General features: G+C 42.9%; 24 protein-coding genes and 1 pseudogene. 9 read left to right on the top strand and 16 right to left on the bottom strand.

Annotated elements, in window-relative coordinates; all coding sequences use genetic code 11:
- Positions 1 to 69 precede the first annotated feature (69 nt).
- On the top strand, positions 70 to 510 hold the full coding sequence (locus AACZ11_RS04370; protein ID WP_290628213.1) for a hemerythrin domain-containing protein: 441 nt from the start codon (positions 70 to 72) through the stop codon (positions 508 to 510).
- Here the strand turns inward: AACZ11_RS04370 and AACZ11_RS04365 are convergent.
- Positions 507 to 1,526: a glycoside hydrolase gene (locus AACZ11_RS04365; protein WP_290628215.1), complete on the bottom strand. Its 1,020-nt coding sequence runs from the start codon at positions 1,524 to 1,526 to the stop codon at positions 507 to 509. The two genes, AACZ11_RS04370 and AACZ11_RS04365, sit on opposite strands and share 4 nt — an antisense overlap.
- Positions 1,527 to 1,622: 96 nt before the next feature.
- Positions 1,623 to 2,336, bottom strand: a complete 714-nt coding sequence (locus AACZ11_RS04360) for a DUF547 domain-containing protein (RefSeq protein WP_290628217.1) — start codon at positions 2,334 to 2,336, stop codon at positions 1,623 to 1,625.
- Between the two features lie 159 nt (positions 2,337 to 2,495).
- Between AACZ11_RS04360 and AACZ11_RS04355 the strand changes: the two genes are divergently transcribed.
- Together AACZ11_RS04355 and AACZ11_RS04350 are read left to right on the top strand one after the other, a co-directional pair.
- Positions 2,496 to 3,800, top strand: a complete 1,305-nt coding sequence (locus AACZ11_RS04355) for an FAD-dependent oxidoreductase (RefSeq protein WP_290628219.1) — start codon at positions 2,496 to 2,498, stop codon at positions 3,798 to 3,800.
- A gap of 3 nt (positions 3,801 to 3,803) precedes the next feature.
- Positions 3,804 to 5,393, top strand: a complete 1,590-nt coding sequence (locus tag AACZ11_RS04350) for a 4Fe-4S dicluster domain-containing protein (protein WP_290628221.1) — start codon at positions 3,804 to 3,806, stop codon at positions 5,391 to 5,393.
- Here the strand turns inward: AACZ11_RS04350 and AACZ11_RS04345 are convergent.
- The gene (locus AACZ11_RS04345) at positions 5,390 to 6,358 is read right to left on the bottom strand and encodes a hypothetical protein (protein ID WP_290628223.1); all 969 of its coding nucleotides are present in this window, start codon (positions 6,356 to 6,358) and stop codon (positions 5,390 to 5,392) included. The two genes, AACZ11_RS04350 and AACZ11_RS04345, sit on opposite strands and share 4 nt — an antisense overlap.
- Positions 6,359 to 6,458: 100 nt before the next feature.
- Here AACZ11_RS04345 and AACZ11_RS04340 point away from each other — a divergent pair, with 100 nt between their 5' ends.
- Both AACZ11_RS04340 and AACZ11_RS04335 read left to right on the top strand, forming a co-directional pair.
- The gene (locus AACZ11_RS04340) at positions 6,459 to 7,154 is read left to right on the top strand and encodes a glycosyltransferase family 2 protein (protein WP_290628224.1); all 696 of its coding nucleotides are present in this window, start codon (positions 6,459 to 6,461) and stop codon (positions 7,152 to 7,154) included.
- Positions 7,151 to 8,644: a cellulose synthase family protein gene (locus tag AACZ11_RS04335; RefSeq protein ID WP_290628226.1), complete on the top strand. Its 1,494-nt coding sequence runs from the start codon at positions 7,151 to 7,153 to the stop codon at positions 8,642 to 8,644. The genes AACZ11_RS04340 and AACZ11_RS04335 overlap by 4 nt, the downstream gene beginning before the upstream one ends.
- Here AACZ11_RS04335 and AACZ11_RS04330 read toward each other — a convergent pair.
- Positions 8,641 to 9,870 (bottom strand): M20/M25/M40 family metallo-hydrolase, encoded by a 1,230-nt coding sequence (locus AACZ11_RS04330; protein ID WP_290628227.1) that lies wholly within the window; start codon positions 9,868 to 9,870, stop codon positions 8,641 to 8,643. The two genes, AACZ11_RS04335 and AACZ11_RS04330, sit on opposite strands and share 4 nt — an antisense overlap.
- A 32-nt stretch (positions 9,871 to 9,902) precedes the next feature.
- Here AACZ11_RS04330 and AACZ11_RS04325 point away from each other — a divergent pair, with 32 nt between their 5' ends.
- Both AACZ11_RS04325 and AACZ11_RS04320 read left to right on the top strand, forming a co-directional pair.
- The gene (locus tag AACZ11_RS04325) at positions 9,903 to 11,018 is read left to right on the top strand and encodes a hypothetical protein (protein WP_290628229.1); all 1,116 of its coding nucleotides are present in this window, start codon (positions 9,903 to 9,905) and stop codon (positions 11,016 to 11,018) included.
- A 3-nt stretch (positions 11,019 to 11,021) separates the two neighbouring features.
- Positions 11,022 to 12,401: a mannosyltransferase gene (locus AACZ11_RS04320; RefSeq protein ID WP_290628231.1), complete on the top strand. Its 1,380-nt coding sequence runs from the start codon at positions 11,022 to 11,024 to the stop codon at positions 12,399 to 12,401.
- Here the strand turns inward: AACZ11_RS04320 and AACZ11_RS04315 are convergent.
- From AACZ11_RS04315 to AACZ11_RS04270, 10 genes are all read right to left on the bottom strand, one after another.
- The gene (locus AACZ11_RS04315; protein ID WP_290628233.1) at positions 12,398 to 12,811 is read right to left on the bottom strand and encodes a VOC family protein; all 414 of its coding nucleotides are present in this window, start codon (positions 12,809 to 12,811) and stop codon (positions 12,398 to 12,400) included. The two genes, AACZ11_RS04320 and AACZ11_RS04315, sit on opposite strands and share 4 nt — an antisense overlap.
- A 38-nt stretch (positions 12,812 to 12,849) precedes the next feature.
- On the bottom strand, positions 12,850 to 13,149 hold the full coding sequence (locus tag AACZ11_RS04310) for a hypothetical protein (protein WP_290628235.1): 300 nt from the start codon (positions 13,147 to 13,149) through the stop codon (positions 12,850 to 12,852).
- Positions 13,150 to 13,176: 27 nt separating this feature from the next.
- Positions 13,177 to 14,715 (bottom strand): bifunctional GNAT family N-acetyltransferase/carbon-nitrogen hydrolase family protein, encoded by a 1,539-nt coding sequence (locus AACZ11_RS04305; protein ID WP_290628237.1) that lies wholly within the window; start codon positions 14,713 to 14,715, stop codon positions 13,177 to 13,179.
- 2 nt (positions 14,716 to 14,717) lie between these two features.
- Positions 14,718 to 15,695: a deoxyhypusine synthase family protein gene (locus tag AACZ11_RS04300; RefSeq protein WP_290628239.1), complete on the bottom strand. Its 978-nt coding sequence runs from the start codon at positions 15,693 to 15,695 to the stop codon at positions 14,718 to 14,720.
- A complete protein-coding gene (speB, locus tag AACZ11_RS04295; protein ID WP_290628241.1) occupies positions 15,685 to 16,620 on the bottom strand; it encodes an agmatinase in 936 nt (311 codons plus the stop codon). The genes AACZ11_RS04300 and speB overlap by 11 nt, the downstream gene beginning before the upstream one ends.
- A complete protein-coding gene (locus tag AACZ11_RS04290) occupies positions 16,610 to 18,007 on the bottom strand; it encodes an arginine decarboxylase (RefSeq protein WP_290628243.1) in 1,398 nt (465 codons plus the stop codon). The genes speB and AACZ11_RS04290 overlap by 11 nt, the downstream gene beginning before the upstream one ends.
- A gap of 340 nt (positions 18,008 to 18,347) precedes the next feature.
- Positions 18,348 to 19,211, bottom strand: a complete 864-nt coding sequence (locus tag AACZ11_RS04285; protein ID WP_290628245.1) for a S4 domain-containing protein — start codon at positions 19,209 to 19,211, stop codon at positions 18,348 to 18,350.
- 105 nt (positions 19,212 to 19,316) lie between these two features.
- Positions 19,317 to 20,288, bottom strand: a complete 972-nt coding sequence (locus tag AACZ11_RS04280) for a carbon-nitrogen hydrolase family protein (RefSeq protein WP_290628247.1) — start codon at positions 20,286 to 20,288, stop codon at positions 19,317 to 19,319.
- A 1-nt stretch (position 20,289) separates the two neighbouring features.
- The gene (locus AACZ11_RS04275) at positions 20,290 to 21,195 is read right to left on the bottom strand and encodes a geranylgeranylglycerol-phosphate geranylgeranyltransferase (protein ID WP_290628249.1); all 906 of its coding nucleotides are present in this window, start codon (positions 21,193 to 21,195) and stop codon (positions 20,290 to 20,292) included.
- A 32-nt stretch (positions 21,196 to 21,227) separates the two neighbouring features.
- Complete coding sequence (locus AACZ11_RS04270; RefSeq protein ID WP_290628251.1) at positions 21,228 to 22,166, bottom strand: mevalonate kinase; 939 nt, start codon at positions 22,164 to 22,166, stop codon at positions 21,228 to 21,230.
- Positions 22,167 to 22,327: 161 nt separating this feature from the next.
- Here AACZ11_RS04270 and AACZ11_RS04265 point away from each other — a divergent pair, with 161 nt between their 5' ends.
- Positions 22,328 to 23,707, top strand: a complete 1,380-nt coding sequence (locus AACZ11_RS04265; RefSeq protein WP_290628253.1) for a T9SS type A sorting domain-containing protein — start codon at positions 22,328 to 22,330, stop codon at positions 23,705 to 23,707.
- Between the two features lies 1 nt (position 23,708).
- Here the strand turns inward: AACZ11_RS04265 and AACZ11_RS04260 are convergent, their stop codons facing one another.
- Complete coding sequence (locus AACZ11_RS04260; RefSeq protein ID WP_290628255.1) at positions 23,709 to 24,785, bottom strand: diphosphomevalonate decarboxylase; 1,077 nt, start codon at positions 24,783 to 24,785, stop codon at positions 23,709 to 23,711.
- A gap of 298 nt (positions 24,786 to 25,083) precedes the next feature.
- Here AACZ11_RS04260 and AACZ11_RS04255 point away from each other — a divergent pair, with 298 nt between their 5' ends.
- The gene (locus AACZ11_RS04255) at positions 25,084 to 26,673 is read left to right on the top strand and encodes a T9SS type A sorting domain-containing protein (protein ID WP_290628257.1); all 1,590 of its coding nucleotides are present in this window, start codon (positions 25,084 to 25,086) and stop codon (positions 26,671 to 26,673) included.
- Here AACZ11_RS04255 and AACZ11_RS04250 read toward each other — a convergent pair.
- A pseudogene (locus tag AACZ11_RS04250) lies at positions 26,670 to 26,927 on the bottom strand (DUF1697 domain-containing protein); the annotation flags it as partial. The gene AACZ11_RS04255 and the pseudogene AACZ11_RS04250 sit on opposite strands and share 4 nt — an antisense overlap.

The raw sequence follows: 26,927 nt of genomic DNA, 5'->3' as shown, positions 1-26,927 counted from the left end.
TTTATGATTTTATAAACACTTTATCAATTGGGTTGGTTGTATTTTTCAGAAAACAAAAAAACCAACATCATGACCATTTTTGAAGCTATTAGAGCAGACCACGACATCCAACGCGCACTGTGTGACAAATTAAAGAAAACAGAAGGCAAGACCGAATTACGCAAACAACTTTTCGAAGCCTTAAAGCACGAACTGGACATTCACGCTATGGCCGAAGAACGGCATTTCTATTCGCCGCTAATCCATAACGATATGATGCAAGAACACGCCCGACACGGGATCGCAGAGCATCACGAAATGGATGAATTGGTAGAAGAGCTTGAAAAGACCGATATGACCTCACCGGGTTGGTTGGTCACTGCAAAAAAACTTTGTGAAAAAGTGGAACATCATTTGGAAGACGAAGAACATACTTTCTTCCAGTTAGCGGGTAAAGTATTTTCAGAATCACAAAAAACGGGTTTGGCCAAGGAATACCGATCGGCGATGGATAAGGAGCGAAGTGCTTAATCTAAAGCCTTGTACCTTTCTTTAATCACCCGCTCCACAGGTTTATTTTGAGGCGTGAACTGTGCATCCTGCATACCCCCTACGGCATCGTGTTCTATAAACCATTTCCATAGAAAACCTCCTGCGAACCAAGGTTCTACCCAGATTTCGTTGTAGAGACCTCGCATGAGATTGGTTTGCGCTTCATGATTCACGTCCTTGATCTCATGATCACTATTCCAAGGTTCTTTTCCCGCGAAGTGCGTACTTCGGTAGCCGTATTCTGTAAAAATTATTTTCTTATCGTGGCGTAGAGCCACTGCTTTAAGTTCCTCTTTCCATGGACGCCATCCCATTTCTGCTTCAAGAACCGAAGGTGTTTTTGCTTCAGATACAGGAAAATACGCGTCTACGCCTATATAATCCAATGCTTCCCAGAACGGTACTCGATGGTATTCATCCCAGTTGGCAGCATAGGTGAGCTTACCTCGGTAGATTTGTTTTATTTCCGTAATAAGGGTTTTCCAAAACACAGGACGATTGGCAATAAATTGTTCCAGTTCTGTGCCTATACAGAAAAGGGCAACATTTAGTTCCTGTGCTTGTGCTGCGAAATCGAGAATGAATTGCCTGTAGGATGCCTCAAGCAACCTCCAGTCGGCTTCAGAATTCATTTTTAAATATCCTGTAAATTCTCCATGCCATATCCATATCTGCGGCTTCAGCATCACCTCTATGTTATTTTCATGAAGTTTCTCAACGTATTGCTTCACTCCTTCCTTTCGCTCTCCATACCACTGTCGGTTAGTATTGTATACAATTTCCGGATGCTTGAGGTCACGTAGGAATCCAAAAGGCATTACGGCAGCATAATTGGCATGAATGTTCATTACAGGGACAATATGTCGCTGCTGAACGGTATCTCGTGACGCTACAAAACTTACCCCGTGGATCTTGGTGTCCTCAAGGACGGTTTGTCCACAACTCGAGGATAATAATGCAAATACAATGTATAGCAGACCGACAACTGTTTTCATTGATGTGGTTTTATGGAAAAGGACAATAAAGTTTGACGACTTGTGCTTCCGCAGCCTGCAGTATTTGAGGAGCGCACTACAGGCGGGAAGACTTTACTATTTGCCGTTCAAATTCCAATTATAGCTGTAATACGAAACTTTTAAATTGGTTGGTATTTTTTCTCTTCGGAATTTGTTGATAAATTCTATCTCGGTCTGCCCTTTTACAAAATCCTCCTTATACCATTTAAATATTTCAGAAAGTGCAACGGTGCTCTGCTTTACTTTTATAAAAGAGTCGTTGTTCAGCGCTTTCACAGTTTGTTGCTGCAATAGCGTTTCCAAAGTTGCAGGGCGATACGCTTCGGGAATGATAGGTGGGCATCCCTCTGCTCCGCAAACCAATACAAAATGAAACCGAGGTTCATGGAACTTGGCACGAAGTTTCTTGTTCTCTATATCATTCAGCGTAATCGAACTCCCCGCCAGTTCATACTTTTTGGTCTCGAAGAATCCCGACACGTCCAAAGGAGAGGCAATGGGATAGGCTTCTAGGACTCCTTTAATGACCGCCAAGTTGTATGTATTGATCCAAAACGCCTGATAATTCTTTGGGTCCTCAGTAGTTACAGTACTTGTTTTGGCTAAAGCCAACAATCGATCGAGCGGTTCCGAATTCTTGGACAACGAAGCATAATCTACTTTTCCGTTAGTTACATAGGTTCCAAAAAAAGCATCGGCCTCATCAAAAAACGAAGATGAAACTTGGGCTGTTAGACAACCGTTGTAAACAAAAGATAACAAGAAAATTGAAAAAAAGAGCGATTTCATCAATGTAATTATACGTGTTCACTACCAAAGACACACTCTACTAACTTACAAAATTTTGGAATAGTGTCCATTAAGAAAATTTTATCATTCAGGAAATCGGCATATCGCTGTAATCTTAGTACCTTACCTTTCGACTCATACGTCAACTAAGTAACCTATATGGAACACATCGTCATTATTGGCAACGGCATCGCCGGGGTCACCGCAGCCCGCCACATTCGTAAACTTTCCGATAAGAAAATTACGATCATCTCTGCCGAAACCGATTATTTTTTCTCCAGAACGGCGCTTATGTATGTCTATATGGGACACATGCGGTGGGAAAATATAAAACCCTACGAAGACTGGTTTTGGGAAAAGAACCGATTGGAGTTACTAACAGGCTATGTAAAAAGTATCGATCCAAAGAAATCGACCTTACACTTTGCCGATGGTGGTCACATGTCCTACGACCAACTTATTATCGCATCGGGTTCTACCACCAACACCTTTGGCTGGAAAGGTTTGGAACTGGAAGGGGTACAAGGTTTGGTAACCAAGGGTGATCTCGAAATGTTGGAAAAAAATGCCCCAAACAAAAAAATATGTCCGCATGCGGTTATCGTGGGGGGCGGTCTTATTGGAGTGGAATTAGCCGAAATGCTCCGAACACGTGAGATCGAAGTAACCATGCTGGTCCGGGAAAAGGCATTTTGGACGAGTGCCCTGCCCCTTGCTGAAGGTGAATTACTATCGCAACATATCCAATCGCATGGGGTAACTATATTACACGAAACCAATCTCGATACCATACTTGGCGATGCAAACGGAAAGGTTCAAGGTGTTGTGATCAAGGAAACACAAGAAGAACTTGCTTGCAATCTGGTGGGGATCACCACAGGAGTAAAACCTAACATCGCCTTTTTAGATGGTTCCGGTATTGAAACCGACAAAGGCATTCTTGTAAACAGGAAATTGGAAACCAATATTCCAAACATCTACGCTATTGGTGATTGCGCACAGCAACGGGAGCCCATTGGTAATCGGGCAGCTGTTGAAGCGGTTTGGTATACGGGAAGAATGATGGGCGAAGTCGTTGCTCAAACCATTTGTGGAAGAGAAACAACATATAATCCCGGACATTGGTTCAACAGCGCTAAATTCTTCGATATCGAATTTCAAACCTACGGATGGGTACAACCGAAATCCAGAAGAAAGGACTACGAAGCACAATTTCATTGGAAACATAAGGACCATACTAAATTCATGACGCTGGCATACCATAAAGAACAAAGAACATTCTTGGGGATCAATACTTTCGGAATACGAATGAAACATGAGGTATTCGATCGCTGGCTTACCGAAGAACGTTCCATTGATTTTGTAATAGAACATTTAAAGGAGGCCAATTTCGACCCTGAATTTTATATTCATCATGAGGAAGAGATCCGTAATGCATTTAATAATACACCTGTAACAGCCTAAGTCATGAACACTATTCAACGAAATATGTCCCTCACGGGCGAACCGCCAAAGACCATCAATACCCAACAAAAAATAGCAACCTTTATAGGGGTTACAGGACTCTTTATATTACTGTTGGCTTCTTTGAACATAGATTTTCCCTCAAAGACTCTTTGGTTGAGTATCGCACTAGGGGCCATGAGTGTGGGAATTATATGGTTTTCCTTTGCTGCGTATGCCTCAAAGCATGCCGGAATAAAGAATGACGGCGTTTGGTTCAAATCCATTTCGAGCAGAGGCTATTTGGCGTGGGTGACCGGATTGGCATTTACAGGCTTTTACATCGTGCTTTATTTTTATCCTCAGTATCTGGGACTCACCCAAGAAGGTGATAATACCGGCCTAATTGCATTGTTCGATCCTTTAAGTTATCTCCTAAGTGGAAATCCGGCAAGTCAATGGTTCGTCTATGGTACCTTGTACACGATAGCTATTCTTGCTTTTGGCGTGAAGTTCATGCTTAAATACCGCCACAACCGCTATGAAAGACTTCGCACACTAAGCGTGATGTTCTTTCAGGCATCGTTTGCCTTTCTCATTCCGGAGTTCATGGCGAGGCTCAATTCAGATAGTTTTTCATTGCCCTATTACGACCTAAAAAATATTTGGCCACTTAATTATTATAATTTTGAACAATACCGTGTAGATTCTTTCATTTCGGCAGGAGATATTGGTTTGGTTCTATTGCTCTTCGGAATTGCCTCAATTTTTATCATCACACCCATCCTCACCTATAAGTATGGGAAGCGATGGTATTGCAGTTGGGTGTGTGGTTGTGGAGGACTCGCTGAAACTGCCGGTGATCCCTTTCGGCATCTTAGCGACAAACGATTGATCGCTTGGAAGATCGAACGTTGGGTGGTACACAGCGTCTTAGTATTTGTTGTGGTGATGACCACTGCGGTAGTGCATTCGTATCTGGGAGAGGATGCTTCAAAATATTGGTTGACCAAAGATGTGTTTCTAATAGGCGTTGGTGTGTTCCTTACCCTTCTTTTTCTCGGGATCTGGTTCTTTAAGCGTGAGGAACTCGAAAAGGATGCCCGTTACGGAGCCATAGGATACCTTGCCATTATATTGATCTTGATAGGGATGCATTTCACTGCCGGAAAAACACTCTTTCTTTTCGATGCAGAGACGCTTCGAAGTTCGTACGGATTTTTGATCGGCGCTATTTTTAGCGGTGTGATTGGGACAGGCTTCTATCCCATCTTCGGCAACAGAGTTTGGTGTCGTTTCGGGTGCCCCATGGCGGCTATTTTAGGATTACAACAGCGTCTCTTTTCGCGTTTCAGAATAACCACCAACGGTGGACAGTGTATATCTTGTGGGAATTGCTCTACATACTGCGAAATGGGTATCGATGTTAAAGCCTATGCTCAAAAAGGAGAGAATATCGTGCGAGCAAGTTGTGTAGGCTGCGGTATTTGTTCAGCGGTATGTCCGCGAGGAGTTCTAAAATTGGAGAATGGCCCCTTAGAAAATCGCATCCAAGGGAACGAAATACTCTTAGGAAATGATGTGGATCTTATGAAGTATGTGAACCAAAACTAGTGATCAATTTCAACAAATACCGGGGCCTGCTGAAACCGGTAGGTCGTATCGGTAATGATCTTTGACTCTTTAGTCTCCCAGTTCATCAATTCAATATGAAATTGTTTGTTTTCCAAGTCGAATACTTCAATGGCCAACCATTTTCCATCCGGACTCCATCGGTGCCAGCCTTGCTGAAGGGAATCATTGTCGGTCAATTTCCATTGCTTTGCACCGTCGGGAGTTACTGCATAAAGTGATGATTTTCCGTTTTGTTTGGACTGGTATGAGATAAAATTTTTGCTGGGATGCCACATAGGTGGGCCGGCGTGATAATTATACCATAAAGCGGTTGTATCCTCCTTGGGATACTGCGTCAATTGGCGCATCTCGCTACCGTCTGCATTCATGATATACAACTCATCTAAATACCCGCTGTCCTTTTTAAAAGGCTGCAGCGCACCTCTAAAAACAATCTGTGTTCCATCCGGCGAGAAATTGGCATCGCTGAAGTAAGGGAGTTCGGGTATGATGGTATCAAGCACCTTTCCCTTATAATTGATTATATAAAAGGCGGTATCCACAGACTTATGTGGTTCAACGATCAGTTCTGTTCCGTTCTTTCGTGTATTGATCCAGCTGTCGGCCAATCGAAAATCTGTCAGTTTTTCCCACTTAGTTCCTTCCGAGTTGGTACGGTACAAATAGTACCAACGATGCGTCGTATCTTTATCGGAGATTACATAGAGGTCCTTTCCAAAGGCATTATACGTCCATTCAACCCCCGGAAGGTTGGTAACATTCTTTTTATCTCGACCGTCCAACCGCATTGTAAATACCTCATAGTTATCGGCCTCCTCATCCAGAAGGACGTTGTAGGCCAATTTATATTCTGAATCCCTAACTGTGTGTGTCGCTTTTGAAGCACCTTGCTCCTTACAGGCGATAAATCCACAGAGTATCAACAAAAATAGCAGGTATCTCATGGCAAATACTTTTCTCTAAAGTACATATTTTTTCGTTAGTAATAGTACCTTGCGCCGTCTAAGGCATTGTGTTTTTGACACGGAACACGCAACAGTAGCTATGGAGAACAAAATCATCGTGATCATTCCGGCGTATAACGAAGAAGCTTCCATCGTCAACGTAATAGCGGCTATTCCGGAAATTGTTTCCGAAGTCATTGTCGTAAACAACAACTCCACAGATCGTACGGAAGCCGTTGCTAAAAACGCCGGTGCCACTGTACTGAAGGAACCCAAAAGAGGTTATGGATATGCTTGTTTGAAAGGGATGGACTATATTTATCGGCTGACAGAAAGGCCGGACATTGTCGTGTTCCTTGATGGAGATTTTAGCGATTATCCCGAAGAACTTCCTTCGATCGTAGCCCCTATTATAGAACGCAACATGGACCTGGTGATTGGCGCTCGTGTTCCGGAACTACGTGAGAAAGGCTCGATGACCTTTCCGCAGCGCTTCGGAAATGCATTAGCTACCTTCTTGATGCGCGTATTTTTCAGTTCTAAATTTACAGATCTGGGGCCGTTTCGAGCGATACGGTACAACAAGCTTTTGGCACTCAACATGGAAGACAAGACCTATGGATGGACGGTAGAAATGCAATTGAAAGCCCTTCGGAAGCGTTATCGTTATACGGAAGTGCCTGTACACTACCGAAACCGAATAGGGGTCTCAAAAGTTTCAGGAACGTTAAAAGGTGCTATATTTGCAGGCATCAAAATACTGAGTTGGATATTCAAATACAGCCTTAAAAAATGATACTTGAGACCATTATTATCGCTATTTATTCTATAGCACTCCTGCTCATATTCTTATATGCTTTGGCGCAGCTCAATTTGCTCTTCAATTATCTAAGTGCAAGGCGGACGTGTGAAAAAAGTGCTGTAAAGTTTGATTTTTCCAATCCCGAGGAGATTCCGCTAGTCACCATTCAACTTCCCGTGTATAACGAATTGTACGTTATGGATCGCCTGCTAGAGAATATCGCTGGGCTCGAATATCCTAAAGAAAAGCTAGAAATACAGGTATTGGATGATTCTACCGATGAATCTTTTGATACCACGGCACAGCATATTGCAGAACTTCGCAAGACAGGACTCGATATACAGCACGTAACCCGAACAGACCGAAAAAACTTCAAGGCCGGCGCACTCAAAGAAGGGTTGAAAGTGGCCAAAGGAGAATTTATAGCGATCTTTGATGCAGATTTCCTTCCGAAGCCTAACTGGTTAAAACGAACCATCCCATACTTTAAAGATGCCGAAATTGGTGTGGTACAAACACGCTGGGGTCATTTAAATAGGGATTATTCTATTCTTACCCGTGTTCAGGCTTTCGCTTTGGATGCTCATTTTACATTGGAACAAGTAGGGCGTAACAGCAAAGGACATTTTATAAATTTCAACGGTACTGCCGGCGTATGGCGACGTGAGTGTATCGTGGATGCCGGCAACTGGGAAGGTGACACGCTCACCGAAGATCTGGACCTAAGCTATCGCGCACAGTTAAAAGACTGGAAATTCAAATATTTGGAAGAAGTGGAGACCCCTGCAGAGCTCCCGGTGGTGATAAGTGCAGCCCGTTCGCAGCAATTTCGATGGAACAAGGGTGGCGCAGAGAATTTCCGAAAGATGGCAGGCCGGGTCGTAAAAAGCAACAATGTCTCCTTCAAAACAAAGTTACACAGCGTATTACACCTCTTGAACAGCACCATGTTCCTTAATATTTTGATTGTCGCTATTTTGAGTATTCCTATGTTGTATATCAAAAATGAGTATGAACACCTCAAATTGTATTTCTTTGTGATGAGCTTTTTCGTGATAAGCACTCTTATCTTCTTTATATGTTATTGGTTTACCTACAAGAACAGTTATGGCGGCGGATTCAAACGTTTTTTAACCTACACGGGTATGTTCTTCACCTTCTTTTCGATCGCAATGGGATTCTCGTTACACAATTCAATTGCAGTGTTGGAAGGGCATTTCGGAAAGAAAAGTGAGTTCATACGCACCCCGAAATTCAATATAAGTTCATTAAAGGACAGTTGGAAAGGCAACAAGTATTTAAAGAAGAACATCTCTCCCAACGTGATCTTTGAAGGTGTGCTTATGCTATATTTTGGCTTCGGAATGTATTCTGCCTTTGTGGTAGGCGACCAAGGAGGTGATTTTGGACTTTTCCCTTTTCACCTCATGCTGTTTATTGGTTTTGGGTTTGTGTTCTTTAAAAGTCTTACGAGCAAAGCTTAAAATTCCACTTCGACTGTCATGGGAGTACCGTCACGCTCTACGGTAACTGTGGCCTTCTCCCCTTTTTCGAACATAGACAGGGTTTTCATGTAGCTCATCATGTCGGTCACCGGATGCGACCCCATCATAACCACGACATCTCCCTTTTGCAAGCCCGCCTTCTGGGCCGGTCTGTCCTCACTCACACCATCAATTCGCATTCCTTTTCCGGTAAATAGATAATCGGGCACTACGCCTAAAGTCACTTTAAAATCGGGGACAGCCTCACTTTCGTTCTTCGTCTTTCGGAACTCAAGCTTTCCTTTCGAATCGAGCTCGGAGATCACTCCAAAGATGACGTTCGCAATAGCTTCCATCCCTTCATAATTCAATTTTTCCGCATCATCACTGGGTTTGTGGTAATCTTCATGTTGCCCTGTAAAGAAATGGAGCACAGGAATATCTGCCAAATAGAATGAGGTATGATCGCTGGGCCCAATTCCACTCTCGTGCTCTGCGATGGTAAGATCTCCTTTGTTTGAAAACAAGGTTTGTTTAAAAATGGGCGATGTCCCAACACCATGAACAGCCAAGGTCTTTTCGGCATTAAGCCTCCCGACCATGTCCATATTCACCATATAACTTATTGTACTTATATCAACCGTAGGGTTCTTAACAAAATAATTGGAACCAAGCAATCCCATTTCCTCGCCTGAGAAAGCGATGAACAAATAATTCTGTTGGCCTTTTGTATTCTGAAGGCGCTTTGCGAGATCAAGCAATACTGCTACGCCGCTTGCATTATCATCGGCTCCATTGTGAATGGCCTTTCCTTCACGATATAACGATCCTTCACCCCCCATACCTAAATGATCGTAATGCGCACCGATCACTACCGTAGTAGGGGCATCGTTGTCTAAAAATCCAATTACATTGATCCCCGTTGTGGTACTATCAGATTTTAAACCTGTGAATTCTACCTCTTCATGTGGATTCGCACTCGGGCGAAAAACAAACGACTGGTAGTAATCTCCGGTATACCCTTTTGGCTCAAGGCCGAGATCTTCAAAGCGCTTTTTAATATACTCGGCTGCTTCTCGCTCGCCTGTGGTGCCGGTTTCTCGACCGTTAAACGTATCATCGGCCAAAACGGCAACGTCGTCTTTCATAGAGACGGGCGATGCCGCTTCTTTATTTTTACAAGCAACAAGGACTAGAAAAAGAAATACTATTATAAATGCGCGCATATCATTACTTTTGCACAAAAGTAATGCATAAAATGAAAAATAGTCTATTGATTGCAGGATTGGTTCTGTTAATTTCTTGTAAAAACACTTCAGAAAAAGAGACAGAGACCCCTTCCGCCGAAACTACTACCGAAACGAACGTCGCAACGCAAGATACCTTGATCTACCCTGAAGAGGTTCATTTTAAGTCCATACGTCAGGTCACCTTTGGTGGTGACAACGCTGAGGCTTATTGGAGTTTTGACGATAGTCAACTGGTGTTTCAATCCAATTATGAACAATGGGGGGTTGCCTGTGACCAAATGTTCCTCATGGACGCCACAGCTACGTTTAAGGATAAAAAGCCTCCTATGATAAGTACCGGAAAAGGTCGTACTACATGTGCCTATTTTATGCCGGACAATAAACATATTGTATACGCTTCCACACATCTGGCGGATGAGAATTGCCCCGAAGTTCCGCTGCGGAAAAATGGAAAATACGTATGGCCGGTATACGATTCTTTCGATATTTTCGTGGCCGATCTGGAAGGAAACATTACGGAACAACTTACCAATGAGCCCGGCTACGATGCTGAAGCGACCGTTTCGCCTAAAGGAGACAAGATCGTATTCACCTCCACCCGAAGCGGCGATCTTGAATTATACACAATGAACCTAGACGGAAGTGATGTAAAACAGATCACTAACGAATTAGGCTATGACGGGGGCGCTTTCTTTTCTCCCGACGGAACCAAACTCATTTTCCGCTCTTCCAGACCAAAGACCGAAGCAGCCATTAAAGAGTACAAGGATATGTTAGCGCAAGGACTGGTGCAACCTACCGAAATGGAATTATATATATGCAATGCAGACGGAACCGGTTTACGGCAGCTTACTAATTTGGGGAATGCCAACTGGAGCCCGTTCTTTCACCCCAGTGGAGAAAAAGTATTGTTCTCAAGTAACTTTGAAGCCGAACGCGGATTCCCCTTTAATTTGTACATGATCGATCTGGACGGCAAGAACTTAAAACGCGTGACGCACGGAGAAACCTTTGATGCCTTTCCGGTATTCTCAAATGACGGAAAATACCTTGTATTTTCCTCGAACCGAAACAATGGCGGTACTAGAGACACCAACCTCTTTATTGCCGAATGGCAGGATTAAACCATGCGTAACGCTCTAAAATCACGCCAAATCCCGCTTCTTTTTGCAGGGCTAAGCGTTGTATTCTATAGCGTTTTTGCTTATGATCTTGAGCGTTGGGACTTTGTCAAGCTGGGACTTCTTTATGCGGCACTTTTTTTCTTAACCTATAAGCTTATTCAGGTAGGTAAGGGAAATTATTGGTGGTTGATAGGTTTTGGCGTAGCGTTTCGGTTGGCCTTTATAGGCAGCCTCCCTAATTTGTCGCAAGATTTTTATCGTTTCTTGTGGGATGGCCGTTTGTTGGCACAAGGATTTAGCCCGTATCTCTTTACCCCGGAAAGTTATATGCAATTACCATCTTCCTACGATGTGGTGATTCCACAAGCTGCTGAACTTTATAAAGGCATGGGAAGCCTTAATGCAAGCCATTACAGCAATTACCCGCCACTAAACCAGCTATTCTTTACTATAGCTGCGGCAATCTCCGGAAGCAGCATCCTTGGCTCAGTAATCACGTTGCGCCTGCTTCTTATCTTTGCAGACCTGGGAATCCTTTTCATAGGAAAAAAATTGCTGGAAAGCCTCGAGTTAGATCCTTATGTTATCTTTTGGTACTTTCTTAACCCGTTCATTATAATAGAGCTCACCGGGAATTTACATTTCGATGGCGCCATGCTCTTATTCCTTCTCCTCTTCCTTTACCTTTTGCGCCGGGGCTTGTGGCAGTGGGCGGCTGCAGCCATGGCAGCCTCCATTTCGGTGAAATTGATCCCCTTACTCTTTTTACCGCTTCTTTTTCATTGGTTCCAGGCAGAAAGGTCCGCGTTTAAAGGAGTGACGCGGTTGCTGTTTTTCTACGGAATTGTACTGGGAGTCGTACTCCTAAGTTTTTTACCGTTTCTATCTTCAGAATTTATCTCCCATTTCTCAGCAACCATAGGACTGTGGTTTCAAAATTTCGAATTTAATGCCAGTGTATACTATATTATTCGATGGATAGGATTTCAAACAGTAGGCTGGAACATCATAGGAACTGCAGGTAAAATCCTTCCGCTTATCGTCCTAATCGCTGTGCTATTACTCGTTTTTCTTCGGAAGAATACATCGATTCCTCAATTGTGTACAGGGATGTTATGGGCCATTTCCGTATACTTAATGTTAGCGACCACGGTACATCCATGGTATATCGCCACACCGTTGCTGTTGTGCCTTTTTACCCCATATCGATTTCCTGTGGTATGGAGTGCATTCATCATAGTAAGCTATACCGCTTACGGCGCAGACGGGTTTCGGGAAAAGCTGGGCTGGGTTACATTAGAGTATGTCGTGGTGATTGGATATGCTGTTTGGGAGATCATCCTTCAGCATAAAAAAAGAAAACTACCATCAGTGTCACATTAAACTGTAAAGACAGCAGCACCATCCTTAAAACATTTGAATTCTATAATATAACCGTTTGGATCGCGTAGAAAGAACGATTTGTGTGCCCCTGCTTGCCCGTTTAAGAAAGCGGTATTGTCGATGTAGAGAAAGTTCTCCAACTTCATCTTTTTGTACAGGGCATTCCATTGTTTGTCGTCCAACAGGATCCCGAAATGAAATGAAGGCAAGACTGTATTCTCAAAGCTATAACTGGGATAATCGAATTTAAATTTCCCCGATTTTGTAAAGGTAAGTTGATGCTCGAACAAATTGATATCTACCCAGTTCTTCGCCTTTCTACCGGTGGTCGCTCCTAAGATCTGTGTGTAGAATTTCTCTGTAGCCTCTATGTGCATACAGGGCAACGAGATATGAAACCGATTTTCCATAATAAGTTGATTAGCACTATGGAAAGTACAAAAAAAACTTATTCGAAATCATCTTCATCCGAAGATTCTTCAGCAATATCCATGTCGGTATCTACAGAGTCGTCATTGTCATAATCATCGTCTTCATCGTAGTTTTCCATGGTATCGGCTAGACGCTGACTCACTTTTACTAAATAAATGGTGTCCTCGGTGCGAACTTCGACAGCTTCGATGATCTCGTTTTGTGCATTTCGAAACACAACAATATCCTTGCCCTTATATCCATTAGGATATTTTTCAACCAAGAGATTCAGGATATCATTATTCAGTTTTTTATAATCCACAATGACTCGTTTCATAGTAGGGTTCATTTCTTTATAGCTTTTTTATTTTGAAGGGTTAACACGAATAACATCATATACATCCTTGCGGCGATCTTTAAGATTCTTCACAGCTCCAAAGGAATGCAGTTCTCGAAGCAGACTGATGTCGACATCGGCCACGAGGATCATTTCGGTATTGGTGGTGGCTTCGGCCTTGATCCCATTACTGGGGAAGGAGAAGTCGCAAGGGGTGAATACAGCAGATTGGGCATATTGTATGTCCATGTTCTCTACATTGGGCAAATTCCCTACGCTTCCGGCGATTGCCACATAGCACTCGTTCTCAATAGCTCTTGCTTGCGCACACAGTCGAACTCGAGAATAGCCGTTTTGGGTGTCGGTAAGGAAGGGAACAAAGAGGATGTCCATCCCTTCATCGGACAACAGTCTGGAGAGTTCAGGAAATTCAGAATCGTAACAGATAAGGATCCCTATCTTTCCGGCATCGGTCTCATACGTTTGAATATGGTTCCCGCGTTGCATTCCCCATACCTTCGCTTCATCCGGGGTAACATGTATCTTTTCGTACCGATCTGTGCTTCCGTCACGACGACATAAATAACCTACATTATACAACTTATCGTCTACGAGTTCGGGCATGCTGCCGGAGATGATATTGATGTTATATGAGATCGAGAATTCCGACAAACGTTTTTTTACCTCTTCGGTATACTTTGCTAATTCCCTGATGGCTTCCGCTTCAGACAGGTGGTTGTATTCGGCCATAAGGGGTGCATTAAAAAATTCGGGGAAAACCGCAAAATCACATCGGTAAGCAGAAACACTGTCAATAAAGTATTCCACTTGCTGCATGAGGTCCTGAAAGCTGTTGTAGGGCCGCATTTGCCATTGGATCAAGCCTAAGCGCACAATAGTCTTTACCGCACTTGGTTTTTTAATGGGTTTGGTATAATAAATATTATCCCACTCCATCAATACTGCATACTCTGCCGAAGCTGTATCCCCTTGCAGGTAACCTTTGAGCACCCGCACCGGATGGAAATCGTTCGATATTTGGAAGTTCAATACCGGATCTTTGATCTCCTTATTCTTTACTTTTTCAATATAGACCTTAGGCGAATATTCGTTTTGATATTTATGATAATTCGGCATGCGCCCACCAAAGACAATTCCTTTTAAATTTAAGTTCTCGCACAGTTCCTTTCTGTAATCGTACAAGCGTCGCCCCAGTCGCAATCCGCGATAGGTAGGTTTTATAAACACGTCGATCCCATAGAGCACATCGCCATCCGGGTCATGATTGGCAAAGGTACTTCCGGTGATAATATCGGCGTAGGTATGTTCATCATCCACGGCGTCATAATCCACAATTATTGAAAGAGCACATCCGGCGATCTGTCCATCGATCATGATCACCACCTGACCTTCGGGAAACAGAGAAATAAGCTTCTCGATATGTTTCTTTTCCCAATAGGAATTGAGCACGCCACCGTACGATTCCAAGGTCGCTTCCTTTAACGCTTCGTAATCGTCTATGGATAAGAATTTCAGTTCAATATTTTCAATTTTGGAAAGTTCCATGATTACATGTCTAGGAGGTATGCAAAAATAAGTGGCGCCACGATGGTCGCATCACTTTCAATAATGAACTTTGGTGTATCAATGTCCAATTTACCCCAAGTGATCTTCTCGTTGGGTACCGCCCCGGAATAGCTTCCGTAGCTGGTGGTAGAATCACTTATCTGACAAAAATAACTCCAGAAGGGCGTATCGGTACGTTCCATGTCTTGATACAACATAGGCACCACACAAATAGGGAAATCGCCTGCGATCCCTCCTCCTATCTGGAAGAAACCAATTCCTTTTTCAGAATTATCCGTATACCAATCGGCTAAAAAGGTCATATACTCGATCCCGCTCTTCATGGTAGATGCTTTCAATTCGCCTTTAAGGACATAGCTCGCAAAAATATTCCCCATGGTACTGTCTTCCCAACCCGGGCAAATGATTGGCAGGTTCTTTTCGGCTGCGGCATACATCCAAGAATCTTTGACATCGATCTCGTAGTACTCTTCCAATACACCGCTTAACAAGAGTTTATACATAAATTCGTGCGGAAGGTAACGTTCGCCTTTAGCTTCGGCATCTTTCCAGATCTTTACTATATGCTGTTGTATTCTTCGGAAAGCCTCTTCTTCGGGGATACAGGTATCGGTTACCCTGTTGAGCCCCTTTTCTAAAAGGTCCCATTCTTCTTGAGGTGTGAGATCACGATAGTTGGGAACACGCTTATAGTGTGAATGCGCAACCAAGTTCATGATATCCTCTTCAAGATTGGCTCCTGTACAAGAGATGATGTGCACTTTGTCCTGTCGGATCATTTCAGCAAAAATCTTTCCTAATTCGGCAGTACTCATTGCCCCCGCCAATGAAACAAGCATCTTGGAACCCTGTTCCAATTGGGCTTCGTATCCTTTGGCAGCGTCTACCAAAGCGGCAGCGTTAAAGTGTAGGTAATATTTTTGAATAAATTCTGAAATGGCTCCTTTGCTAGTACTCATCTTCTTCGGTATTAAATTTTGAAATTCCTTTTTTCGGTTCGTGGAAGTTGCTTTCGTAATCGTCTCCTTCTTCGGTCCCTTCAAACTTATAGGTTAGCATTTTGTAGTACAGCTTCGCCGCTACAAAATCTGAAGCTTTATCCACGTCATTTGGACATAGTTCTACAATGTCGAATCCTACCACGTTCCTTTCAGCAAAGACCTGCTTCAGAAAATCGAGGGTTTCGTACCAAAACAATCCTCCCGGTTCCGGAGTTCCCGTAGACGGCATGATGGAAGGGTCCAGCGCATCCAAGTCGAAGGTAATAAATACGTTCTCTCCCAGGGATTCGATCACTTTATCCACCCAATAATCATCTTTGGCCATCTCGTGGGCGAAGAATACCTTCTCCTCGTCCATCACACGTGTTTCGGCTACGTCCATGCTTCGGATACCTACTTGTATGAGGTTGGTGGTCTGACTTGCCTCATAAACGGCGCAAGCGTGGTTGCATGAGGATCCTTCGTATTCTTTCCGAAGATCGGTATGTGCATCAATATGCAAGACCGTGAGGTCATCGAAACACTCGTTGAATGCCCGAATGGTTCCGATAGAGATACTGTGTTCTCCTCCAAAAATAGTAACAAACTTGTTTCTAAGGATGTATTCCTTGGTTTTTTTATGAACGGCATCGACCATGGCCTCGGGCGATGATTTTTCGCTCACGGGATCGGAAAGGTAGATCCCTTGTTTGTAAACTTCGGTTTCGGTCTCAATATCGTACAGCTCCATATTTTCTGAAGCGTGAAGAAAAGCCTCAGGGCCTTTATCGGCTCCTTTCTGCCAGGTACTGGTTCCATCGTATGGAACCGGAATTAATACAATTTTTGAAGTCTCCAGGGCCGCATATTGTTGCGGGATACCTGCATACGTCTTAGTGCTCATAACCTAAAATATTTAGCAATTGCTCGCTTGTTTGTTGATTAGAAAATAATTGAGTGGTGATGTTTCCATCGCTGTCTTTATCGATCAATATATGTTTTGGTGAAGGAATGAGGCAGTGTTGCAGCCCTCCAAAACCTCCAATAGTTTCTTGATAAGCTCCTGTGTTAAAAAACCCAATATACAAAGGTTTCTCCTTTTTGAACTTGGGGAGATAGATTGCGTTCATGTGCTGCTCACTGTTGTAATAGTCGTCACTATCGCAGGTAAGCCCTCCTAAGAGTACCCTTTCGTACTCATCGTTCCAACGGTTAACGGCCAGCATGATAAACCGTTTACTAATTGCCCACGTATCGGGCAGGGTCGTTATAAAGGAAGAATTAATCATATTCCACTTCTCGCGATCGTTCTGTTGTTTTTGGTAGAGCACTTCGTAGATCGCTCCACCGCTTTCTCCCACTGTAAAGCTTCCAAATTCTGTAAAAATGTTCGGTACAGGAACCTCTGCACTCTCGCAGGTGAGCTTTATTTGATTCACGATCTCATCTACCATATATTGGTAATCGTAATCGAAAGCGAGCGAATTCTTAATAGGAAATCCTCCCCCAATATTGAGGCTGTCAAGGCTTGGACAGATCTTTTTCAGTCGTGTGTAGACCTCAAGACATTTCAGCAATTCGTTCCAGTAGTACGCGGTATCACGAATTCCGGTATTAATAAAGAAGTGAAGCATTTTCAGTTCCACCTTCTTATTACTCTTTATCTGTTTTTCGTAAAAAGGGACAATGTTCTTATACCCAATGCCTAAGCGTGATGTATAGAACTCGAATTTAGGCTCTTCTTCGGAAGCGATTCGGATCCCAACTTTAAATTTCCCTTTTATTTTTTCATTTAAGAGTCCGATTTCTTCGTAATTATCGATGATAGGGATACAGTTCTTATGGCCGCTATTAATAAGTCGGCCTATGTTCTCAATATACTGATCTCGCTTAAATCCGTTACAGATTACAAAGGTCTTATCGGTTACTTTGCCTTCAGCCTTTAGATTCTCGACAATGTCAATATCGAATGCTGAAGAAGTTTCAATGTGAATATCATTCTTTAAAGCTTCGTGCAATACGTGCTTAAAATGCGAGCTCTTTGTACAATAGCAGTAATTATAATTTCCTTTATACTCATGTTTTTGGATGGCTTCTGAAAACCATTTCTTTGCACGATGTATATTATCTGAGATCTTTGGAAGGTAGGTAAATTTCAGCGGTGCCCCATACTCTTCAACCAATCCCATGAGGTCAATGCCGTGAAAATTGAGTGTTGTGTTATTGAGAGTGAACTCTTCCTGAGGAAAATAATAGGTTTGATCGATTAAATCAAAATACTTCGTATTCATGCTTGTTGGTTATTGAAAATGAAAATTAGGAATAATTATGGAAATACCTCAATATATAGGAAGTATAACAAAAATTTAACCTCATTTATCACATGCGAAGGGGATTCAACCAATAGGCAGACCGTTGCTGGAGAATTTCTACCCCGTATAGATGCAGGGAGACGGAAGCTAGCTTTAGAATTCGGTTATCCGCCTGGCGGACTGTTTTTGAATATGACTTCCTAATCTTCAAAAACCCGAACATAGAAACAGGGTTCAATTTGTTCAGCTAAATGCGGGGCAAAAGAACTACTTTTTTTTGAATTCGGGTTTCTTTTTGAAAAATTTTTATCGAGTGGTATTAAAGCATCTCAAAAAGCTCGATCTCTGCTTTGGTGAGATGTTTCCAATTACCGCGCGGAAGATCTTTTTTAGTAAGGTGGGCAATTGTCACACAATCGACCCGCACCACATCATACCCTAAATGATCGAAGATATTTCGAATCACACTGTTCCCCATGTGTTTGATCTTTAGACCCACTTCGCGTTTTGGCGCATTCGTGACATAGCTCACCTCTTCCACCATCACCTCTTTGCCTTCGATCGTTAATCCTTCGGAAATCTTCTGAAGATCTGAAGCTTTCAAATTTTTATCCAATTCAATGTGGAATAAACGACTCATCCCTTTCTTACTTAACTTTTCCTTCAGCTTGTCGTCATTGGTGAACAAAAGTAATCCTGTAGCATTTCGTCCCAAACGACCAATAGGGGTTATACGTGCCGAAGTAGCATTGGCGACCAAATCCATGACGGTATTCCCTTTGCTATCGCTGGTGGTAGTAGCGAATCCTTTAGGTTTGTTCAATAATACGTAGGTATTTGGCTCGGGGTTGATGCGTCGACCATCGAAACGTACATCATCACTAAGCTGCACCTTATACCCCATTTCGTTCACGATCTTTCCGTTGACCGTGACCAGACCCGTTGCGATATACGTATCCGCCTCTCGACGCGAACAAATACCGCTATTGGAAATATATTTATTGAGTCGGATCCCATCCGACTTCTTTGCCGACTTACTGCCGCCGGTATTCTGTCTCCCTGAGACCTTGTTGGTATTCTCTTTTTTGAAAGGAGCATTCCCTCTGGCACTGCTTCTTTTTCGAGTATTATCACCTCCGCGACCTGAAGCTTTTCCTTTCCCACTAGAATCTTGTCTGCTCATTATAGCTATAATTTTTTGCAAAGATACAGGAAGTAGCTGAAAGATAAGAGATGATCGTGCAAACAGTTTGCAAATAGTTGGAAATTAGAAGTTGGAAGGGTTTGGTTATTGACCGTCCAGTGAATCCTTAAACTTCAAGGTTGACTGTCGTTCTCTATTTAAGATCAGGGTGGTAATATCGGGACGTGAATAATGTCCCACCGGATCAAAATTTTGCCGTTCTTCCAAAACACGATTAAAATCGAGGGTCGCATAAATGTTTCCTTCTTTGTTCAAAACAGGCTTTACGATCCATTCTCCATCGGGACCAACGATACAACTACCTCCATTGGCAAGAGTTTTAGGTGCTTTTTCAAATATCTTCTCCAAATGAGGAGTGCTGGAAGGAAAGTCTTCAATCTTCATAAGTCCCGAAACCGATACCACAAAACTTCTGGACTCCAAGGCTATGAAACGTGAAATATCCTTCGTATTACGCTCGCTGCCGGGCCATACGGCCACGTGCAGGTCTTCGCCCTGCGCGTAGAGCGCAGCTCTTGGCAGCGGCATCCAATTCTCCCAACAATTGAGCCCGCCCACGGTAAACTCCCCCAACGTATGCGTTCTAAGTCCGTTGCCGTCACCCGGAGACCATGTAAGGCGTTCGTCGTAGGTAGGTTGTAACTTTCGATGTACCGATTGAATCGTTCCAAGCGTATCTATGTAGACCAATGAAGCGTAGATGCTGTGTCCGCCGCGGTCCTGCGGCCGTTCTATAATTCCCAAATAGATGGCCATGCTGCATTTTCTGGCCAAAGCACACACGTCTTCCAGATCTCCTTTTTCTATTGAAACCGCATTTCGAACGTAATGTGCGTGCAGTTCTTTGTTGATTTTCGTGTCCCATTCGGCACCATCGGTGAGGGCCAGCCAAAACGGATATCCCGGTACTATTCCTTCGCCGAAAACAATGAGATCGGTCTCTTTTTTGGCCGCTTTTTCGATCTGGGATTTGATCTTCTGAAGGGTTTCGGTCTTATTCAGCCAGACCGGAGCGATCTGTGCCATGGCAACATTCAATGCATGCTTCTTTTTCATTTTATAAGATTCGGTTCAACAATACGTCAATATCGATCAATACGATACTAAAGACTCCTGCCACAATGATAGCTTTCAGCAAGGTATGGAGCACCAAATAATGCACCTTTTTTACAGAGAGCCAAAGCACCACCAGAAACACACCTAACGCAAGTAGACTTCCATAGAAATAAAAATACATATATCCTATCTCAAAGGTAGTGATCAATAATACAATGGGTATCAGGGTTAAAAAACTAAGAAAGGTAAGCATACGCTTTGACACTTTTTCTCCGTATACCACAGGGATCGTGCGATAGTTTTGCGCCAGATCTCCTTTTAGATTTTCCAGGTCCTTCACCAATTCTCGCATGGAGATCACCAAGAATAAAAACGTGGCATGAACGAAGATCACCAGATCGAAATTTCGGTAATAGATGAATACAGCAAAGAAAGGAACGACTGCCAGGATCGCCGCCGTAATGTTTCCTATAAACGGATATTTCTTTACTTTATGTGAGTAAAACCAGATTCCGAAGATATAAATAGAAAAAAAGACAACCGCCCTAAAGGAAACATAGCTTGCAAATATTACCGACAAAAAATTGAAAATGAAGTACGCCGACAACTTCGTGCGCTGCCCTACAAGTTTATCCAAAAGTGTCTTTCTGGGCCTGTTGATAAGATCCTTTTCACTGTCGTAGAAACTATTGATAATGTATCCCCCCGCAATAGCCGACGCCGATGCTAAAACCAACATCAATAAATTAAGATCGAACAATACTTGTTTTAGGGGTAGATGTGGGGCAAGTATGTAAATTGAGGTAAGGTATTGGGCAATGACAATAACAAGAATGTTATACCCGCGGATTATTGAAAACAAACTGAAGAACTTGAGCAGAACGTGTTTTTGTTTTCTAGTAAGCATCCCTTAGGGTCTTTTATAAAGCAGCATAGACCTTAGAAGTTATAGACGACCTCTAGATTGTAGTCTTTTAACGCTTTTCTTGCTTTATCGATATCTTCGGTAAAACCCAACATATAACCCCCGCCACCGCTACCGCAGAGTTTTAAATAATACGCATTGGTCTCGATCCCTTTTTTCCACAAAGCATGGAATTGCTTTGGTATCATAGGCTTAAAATTATCCAAGACCACCTTAGAAAGTTGCTTGATATTTCCAAACAACGACTTTACATCGCCTTGTAAAAAATCTTCAACGCACGCATCGGTATGTTTTACGAACTGATCCTTCAGCATGTTCCTGAAACCTTCTTGCTTCATATTTTCCATGAAGATCTGTACCATTGGAGCTGTCTCTCCTGTTGAGCCGCTGTCCAACAAGAATACTGCTCCTTTACCGTTTTCGGTCTGCGATGGGATCCCTGCCGGTTCAATACTATCTTGAGAATTAATGAGAATAGGTAAACTTAGGTAACTGTTTAAGGGGTCTAGACCCGAAGATTTTCCATGAAAAAAGGATTCCATTTCAGAAAATATACCTTTTAATTGCAACAATTTTTCACGGGTTAAATTTTCCAATACCGTTATTTTTTCAAAGGCATATTTATCGTAAATCGCAGCTACCAAAGCGCCACTACTACCTACACCATAGCCTTGAGGGATGCTAGAATCAAAATACAATCCCTTGGCCACATCTTCTTGTAATGCTTCGATATCAAAAGTGACCAAATTTGGTTTTTCCTCTTGCAACTTTGCCAAATAGTCTGTAAATCGTTTTAAACTCTGATTGGACCCATGAGTCGCAACCGTTTTGCTCTCGTCGATCTTTAATGCTCCCTTGTAAAAGTTATAGGGTATAGACAATCCTTTGGAATCTTTAATAATTCCGTATTCGCCAAACAGTAGAATCTTAGAGTAAAAAAGGGGACCGCGCATAAGTTTAAATACAATGGTTTGTTAAAAATACACTTTTTAACATTATAAAACGAAATTTGGCGCAAAGATATACCTTCCAACCATACATTTGAGGAAACATTCGCTAAATATATCTTAATAAACAGCTATTTAGTATCTTACAAAGACAAAATTGCAGTGTAATGAATAAAACCTACTATATCCTTCTTATGGTGCTTTTCAGCACTACTTCTTTACTCTTAGCACAAACACATACTTGGACCGGTAACGGCGGCAGCGAAGATTGGTTCAATTCAGCGAATTGGGACGTGGGAAGCATCCCCGATGCCGGAAGTGATGTGTTTATACCCGATGGCTTTATTGCAGAGATCGTCACCAATGCTGCTTCGGCAAATACCATCGCCTTAGAAGGTACCGCCAATCTGCTCCTCGCCAATGATCTTTTGATCATGGACCGGATTGAAATTTCTTTGCTGTCTGTTTTTATCTTCCAATCGGGTGTACTTTCGGGTACAGGAAGTAGCATCGAGAATTACGGCCTGCTGTTACTTGAAAGTACGAATGCCAGAACTTTCAACGGCATCACCGTCAACAATTATAAAGAACTTCGTGTCGATAACACCAATCAAACTGAAGTTACCAATGGAACGATCATCAATAATAGCGCCAATGGCCTTATTAACATCTTTGGATCTGGCGGATTCTTACCCTTGGGAGGGACAGTGACCATCAATAACGACGGACTTATTAGAAAGAGAGCGAGTGGAAACACTCCCGAAAACTTCTATCTCATCACAGCCATTACCAATAACGGTATTATGGAGGTCGAAGCAAATCAAACGCTGTTGTTGCTCGACGGCTCCTCTAATTTTACAAATACCGACACCGGGATCCTCCGGGGTTTCGGCGTGTTTGACATCACGACCAATTTCATAAATAACGGGACGATCGTCCCGGGAAATACAACAAATGCAGGCATCTTAGAGGTGATCAACAATTTCGATTGTCCGCCTAACGCTACCATCGAATTCGATCTTTTTGGTCCTCCCCCTGAAATGTACGATCGAGTTTCGATCACCGGCGCACCCCATATTGAAGGTGCGCTAACCGTTAATTTACACTATGTGCCCGAAATTGGTGATGAGTATACGGTACTTACCTCAACGAATACCATGACCTGCGACCTACCTGATTTTATATCGACTACCTACAATGGAGTCCTATATCGTTTTGTAGTCTTTTGCAACTCAAACAACGTGACCTTGCGTATGATAGAGAGCACATTGAGCGCTTCTGAAATAGCTTCGGAAGGGGTTGCGTTCACCGTGTATCCTAATCCTAGTACTCATTACCTTACCGTGGCTATCCCTGAAATATATGCAAATTCCTCTTCCGAAGCATCCGTCACCATTTTAAACAGTCTCGGAAAAATTCACGATCGATTGCCCGTTCCTTCAGAAACGATAACCATAGACACCTCTGCTTATAGCAGCGGACTTTATTTCGTGCAGTATCATGACGGAAAACGCATTTTAGGGATACAAAAATTCTTGGTCGAATAAATTATAATGGGAGCGCACCACTTCCGGTTTGATCGATGATAAACGCACCATCCTTGCAATACACGGTAAGCTCATCTTCAATGAAGGTTTGGATCTTCTCCTTTTCGGCAATGGGATAAAGTACATGAACATTGGCGCCGGCATCGAGGGTAAAACATACCGAGGTGCCGCTTCTCTTTCTGAAAGCCCAGATACGATTGATGATTTCAAGGGTATTCGGCTTCATTAGAATGAAATAAGGTCGCGAGGTCATCATCATGGCATGAAGCGACAGGGCTTCACTTTCCACAATTTGAATGAATTCCGAAAGATCCCCTGTCTCCAAAACCGGGATCAAGGCAGAAAGATTAGCATTTGCCTTTTCGAAACGTTGTCTGGCAAAGGGATGACCGTGCATGAGATCGTGACCCAACGTGCTGCTTACCTGCTTTTCCCCTTTATCTACTAACAAGATCGTATCCTGAAAATTCTGAAAGACCGGATGTATCGTGTATGGATAAGGAACCCCAAACAAATTCGAACTACCTTCTATCTTTGCATGCTTTCCCCATACTACCAAGGGCCCTTCAATACTTCTGCTTGCGCTTCCGGAACCTAATCGTGCTAAGAAAGAGGCTTTCCGGGTAGCATAGGCGTGATCCATTTGTGGATCCATTTGCTGCTCCATACGTACCAGACACAGCGCAAGAGCGCCCATACCACTGGCCGAAGAGGCAATGCCGCTACTGTGAGGAAAACTGTTGGAAGTATGAATGGTAAAAGAGAATTTATTCAAAAAAGGAACATATTGCTCAATACGCTCAAAGAACTTTAAGATCTTAGGTTCAAATGCAGGCGCCGGCAGATCATCCAAAAAAACCGAAAATTCAAATCCTTCCGATTCCTTTTTTTGAAAGGAAAGCGTTGTTTTTGTATGACAATTGGAAAGGGTAAAACTCACCGAAGCGTTTTCCGGCAATTGTTCTCCATACTTTCCCCAGTATTTTACAAGTGCAATGTTGCTGGGAGCAATGCAGGAAACAGCATCACTTTCGATGGTTTTTGGATAGGCCCGTGCAATAAAATCCTCTTCGGTCATGATGTATGTCGATTCAAAAACAAAAATAAACTTCTTTTTTAGTTCTGTGATGACATTTTAAAAAACATTCGATGAGGGAGTAGACTATCCATTTGACGTCGATCCCCACCATACGCAATTAAAACGAATGGTAGAATGACCAAAAAAAGCCGCTTTAAATGAAAAAAACATCACTACTTCTTTTAATTTTCTCAACATCGTGGACATTATTTTCCCAAGCCTCTATTAATACTACAAATAAAAATGAAGGTAACGTTCATCTCACGCTATACATAAATAAACACTAAACCATAAGATCATGAAAACAACACTTACCCTGTACGCACTCCTTTTAAACGTAACAATCTTATTGTCCCAAGACCCAGCCATCCAATGGCAGAATACCATAGGAGGTAGTAACGGGGACTTTATGACCGCTTTTGAAGCCACGGCAGATGGCGGATATATTATGGGCGGCTACTCCGATTCTAACATTTCCGGCGACAAGACCGAAAATTCCAACGGGGCCTTCGACCTTTGGATCGTTAAGATCGATGCTTCAGGCGACATCACTTGGCAGAATACTATTGGAGGAAGTGGAGACGACTATCTGCTTTCCATTCAACAAACTACAGATGGAGGCTATATTGTTGGTGCCGGCTCCGACTCGAACATTTCGGGAGACAAGACGGAGAATTCACGCGGCGGATTGGATTATTGGATCTTGAAACTGGACAACACAGGGGCTATTTCTTGGCAAAAGACCTATGGCGGCGATATGCCCGATTTCGATACTTACGTGATAGAGACTTCCGACGGTGGCTACTTTGTGGGTGGCTATTCGGATAGCGGTGTGAACGGCGATAAAACAGATCCCTCCAACGGTCAAAGAGATTATTGGGCGCTGAAACTGAACAGTACCGGTGCGATCGTTTGGCAAAACAGCATTGGCGGAAGCATGGTGGAACGTCCTCAGGCAGTGTTGCAAACAGCAGATGGAGGATACCTACTGGGTGGTTTTTCCAATTCACCGGTCTCAGGAGATAAAACAGAACCAAGCCAAGGAGGAAATGATTATTGGATCGTTAAGTTGGATGCCAGCGGAAATATACAATGGCAAAACACTATTGGCGGAAACGACAGTGATGTGTTTCGGGACATTACTGCCACCGCAGATGGCGGATATATTTTAGCGGGCTATTCAAAATCGAATATCTCCGGTGATAAAACGGAAGATTCACAGGGTGATTTCGACTATTGGATCCTGAAGATCAACAGCACAGGTACGATCTTATGGCAAAATACCATTGGAGGGAGCGGAATCGACTATCCGCGGGATGTTAAAGAACTTCAAGACGGAAACATTATGGTAGCGGGTTGGAGCAACAGCAATATTTCCGGCGACAAGACCGAAGCCTCCAATGGAGGCTATGATTTCTGGTTGGTGAAGATGACCGGCCTCGGTGCTTTGACCTCACAAAATTCCATAGGGGGAAGCAATGATGAGTCCGGCCCCTACTTAGTGGAACTGGCAAGCGGTGACTTTGTTATGGCCTGCTCATCAGACTCCAACACTTCGGGGGATAAAGCAGATAATAGTGAAGGCTTGGATGATTATTGGGTATTTAAGACTTCCCCAAACATTCTTGGCATTTCTGAAACCGGAAACAGTTTTACCGTTGCCGTATTTCCAAATCCAACATCGGGTGTGACCACTTTAGCACTGGACTCCTTTTATTCTGAAGTGAATGTTACCATCTCAAACAGCTTGGGACAACTAATTGACACCTTACATTTAAAGAATGTACAACAAGTAGCTGTTACGCTACCCGAAAGTAGCGGCCTTTATTTCGTGTCTGTGAGCACCTCTAAAGGTCAATCTGAAACCTTAAAAATCCTGAAATACTAACTAACCAAGGATAAGAGTTTTGCCATTGTCCGATAGTTTCGGGCAGTGGCAATAACTTTTAATTTACGTTCAAAAAAATTAGAATCGCATGCGGCATTCCTGTAACCGTTTTCGGCAACATAGTATACGCAAGCACTCGTAATGACAAATGTTTCATCGGGAAATTGAATTGCTTGTGTGTTTTCAATATTTTCTAGTAGCGGTTTGCGATCCAACAAAATAAAGTAGCTATTATCCTTTTCAGCTTCGGAAAA

Source organism: uncultured Altibacter sp., from assembly GCF_963972995.1.
Lineage (GTDB): Bacteria > Bacteroidota > Bacteroidia > Flavobacteriales > Flavobacteriaceae > Altibacter.
This window is presented reverse-complemented; position numbering and strand designations above follow the sequence as displayed.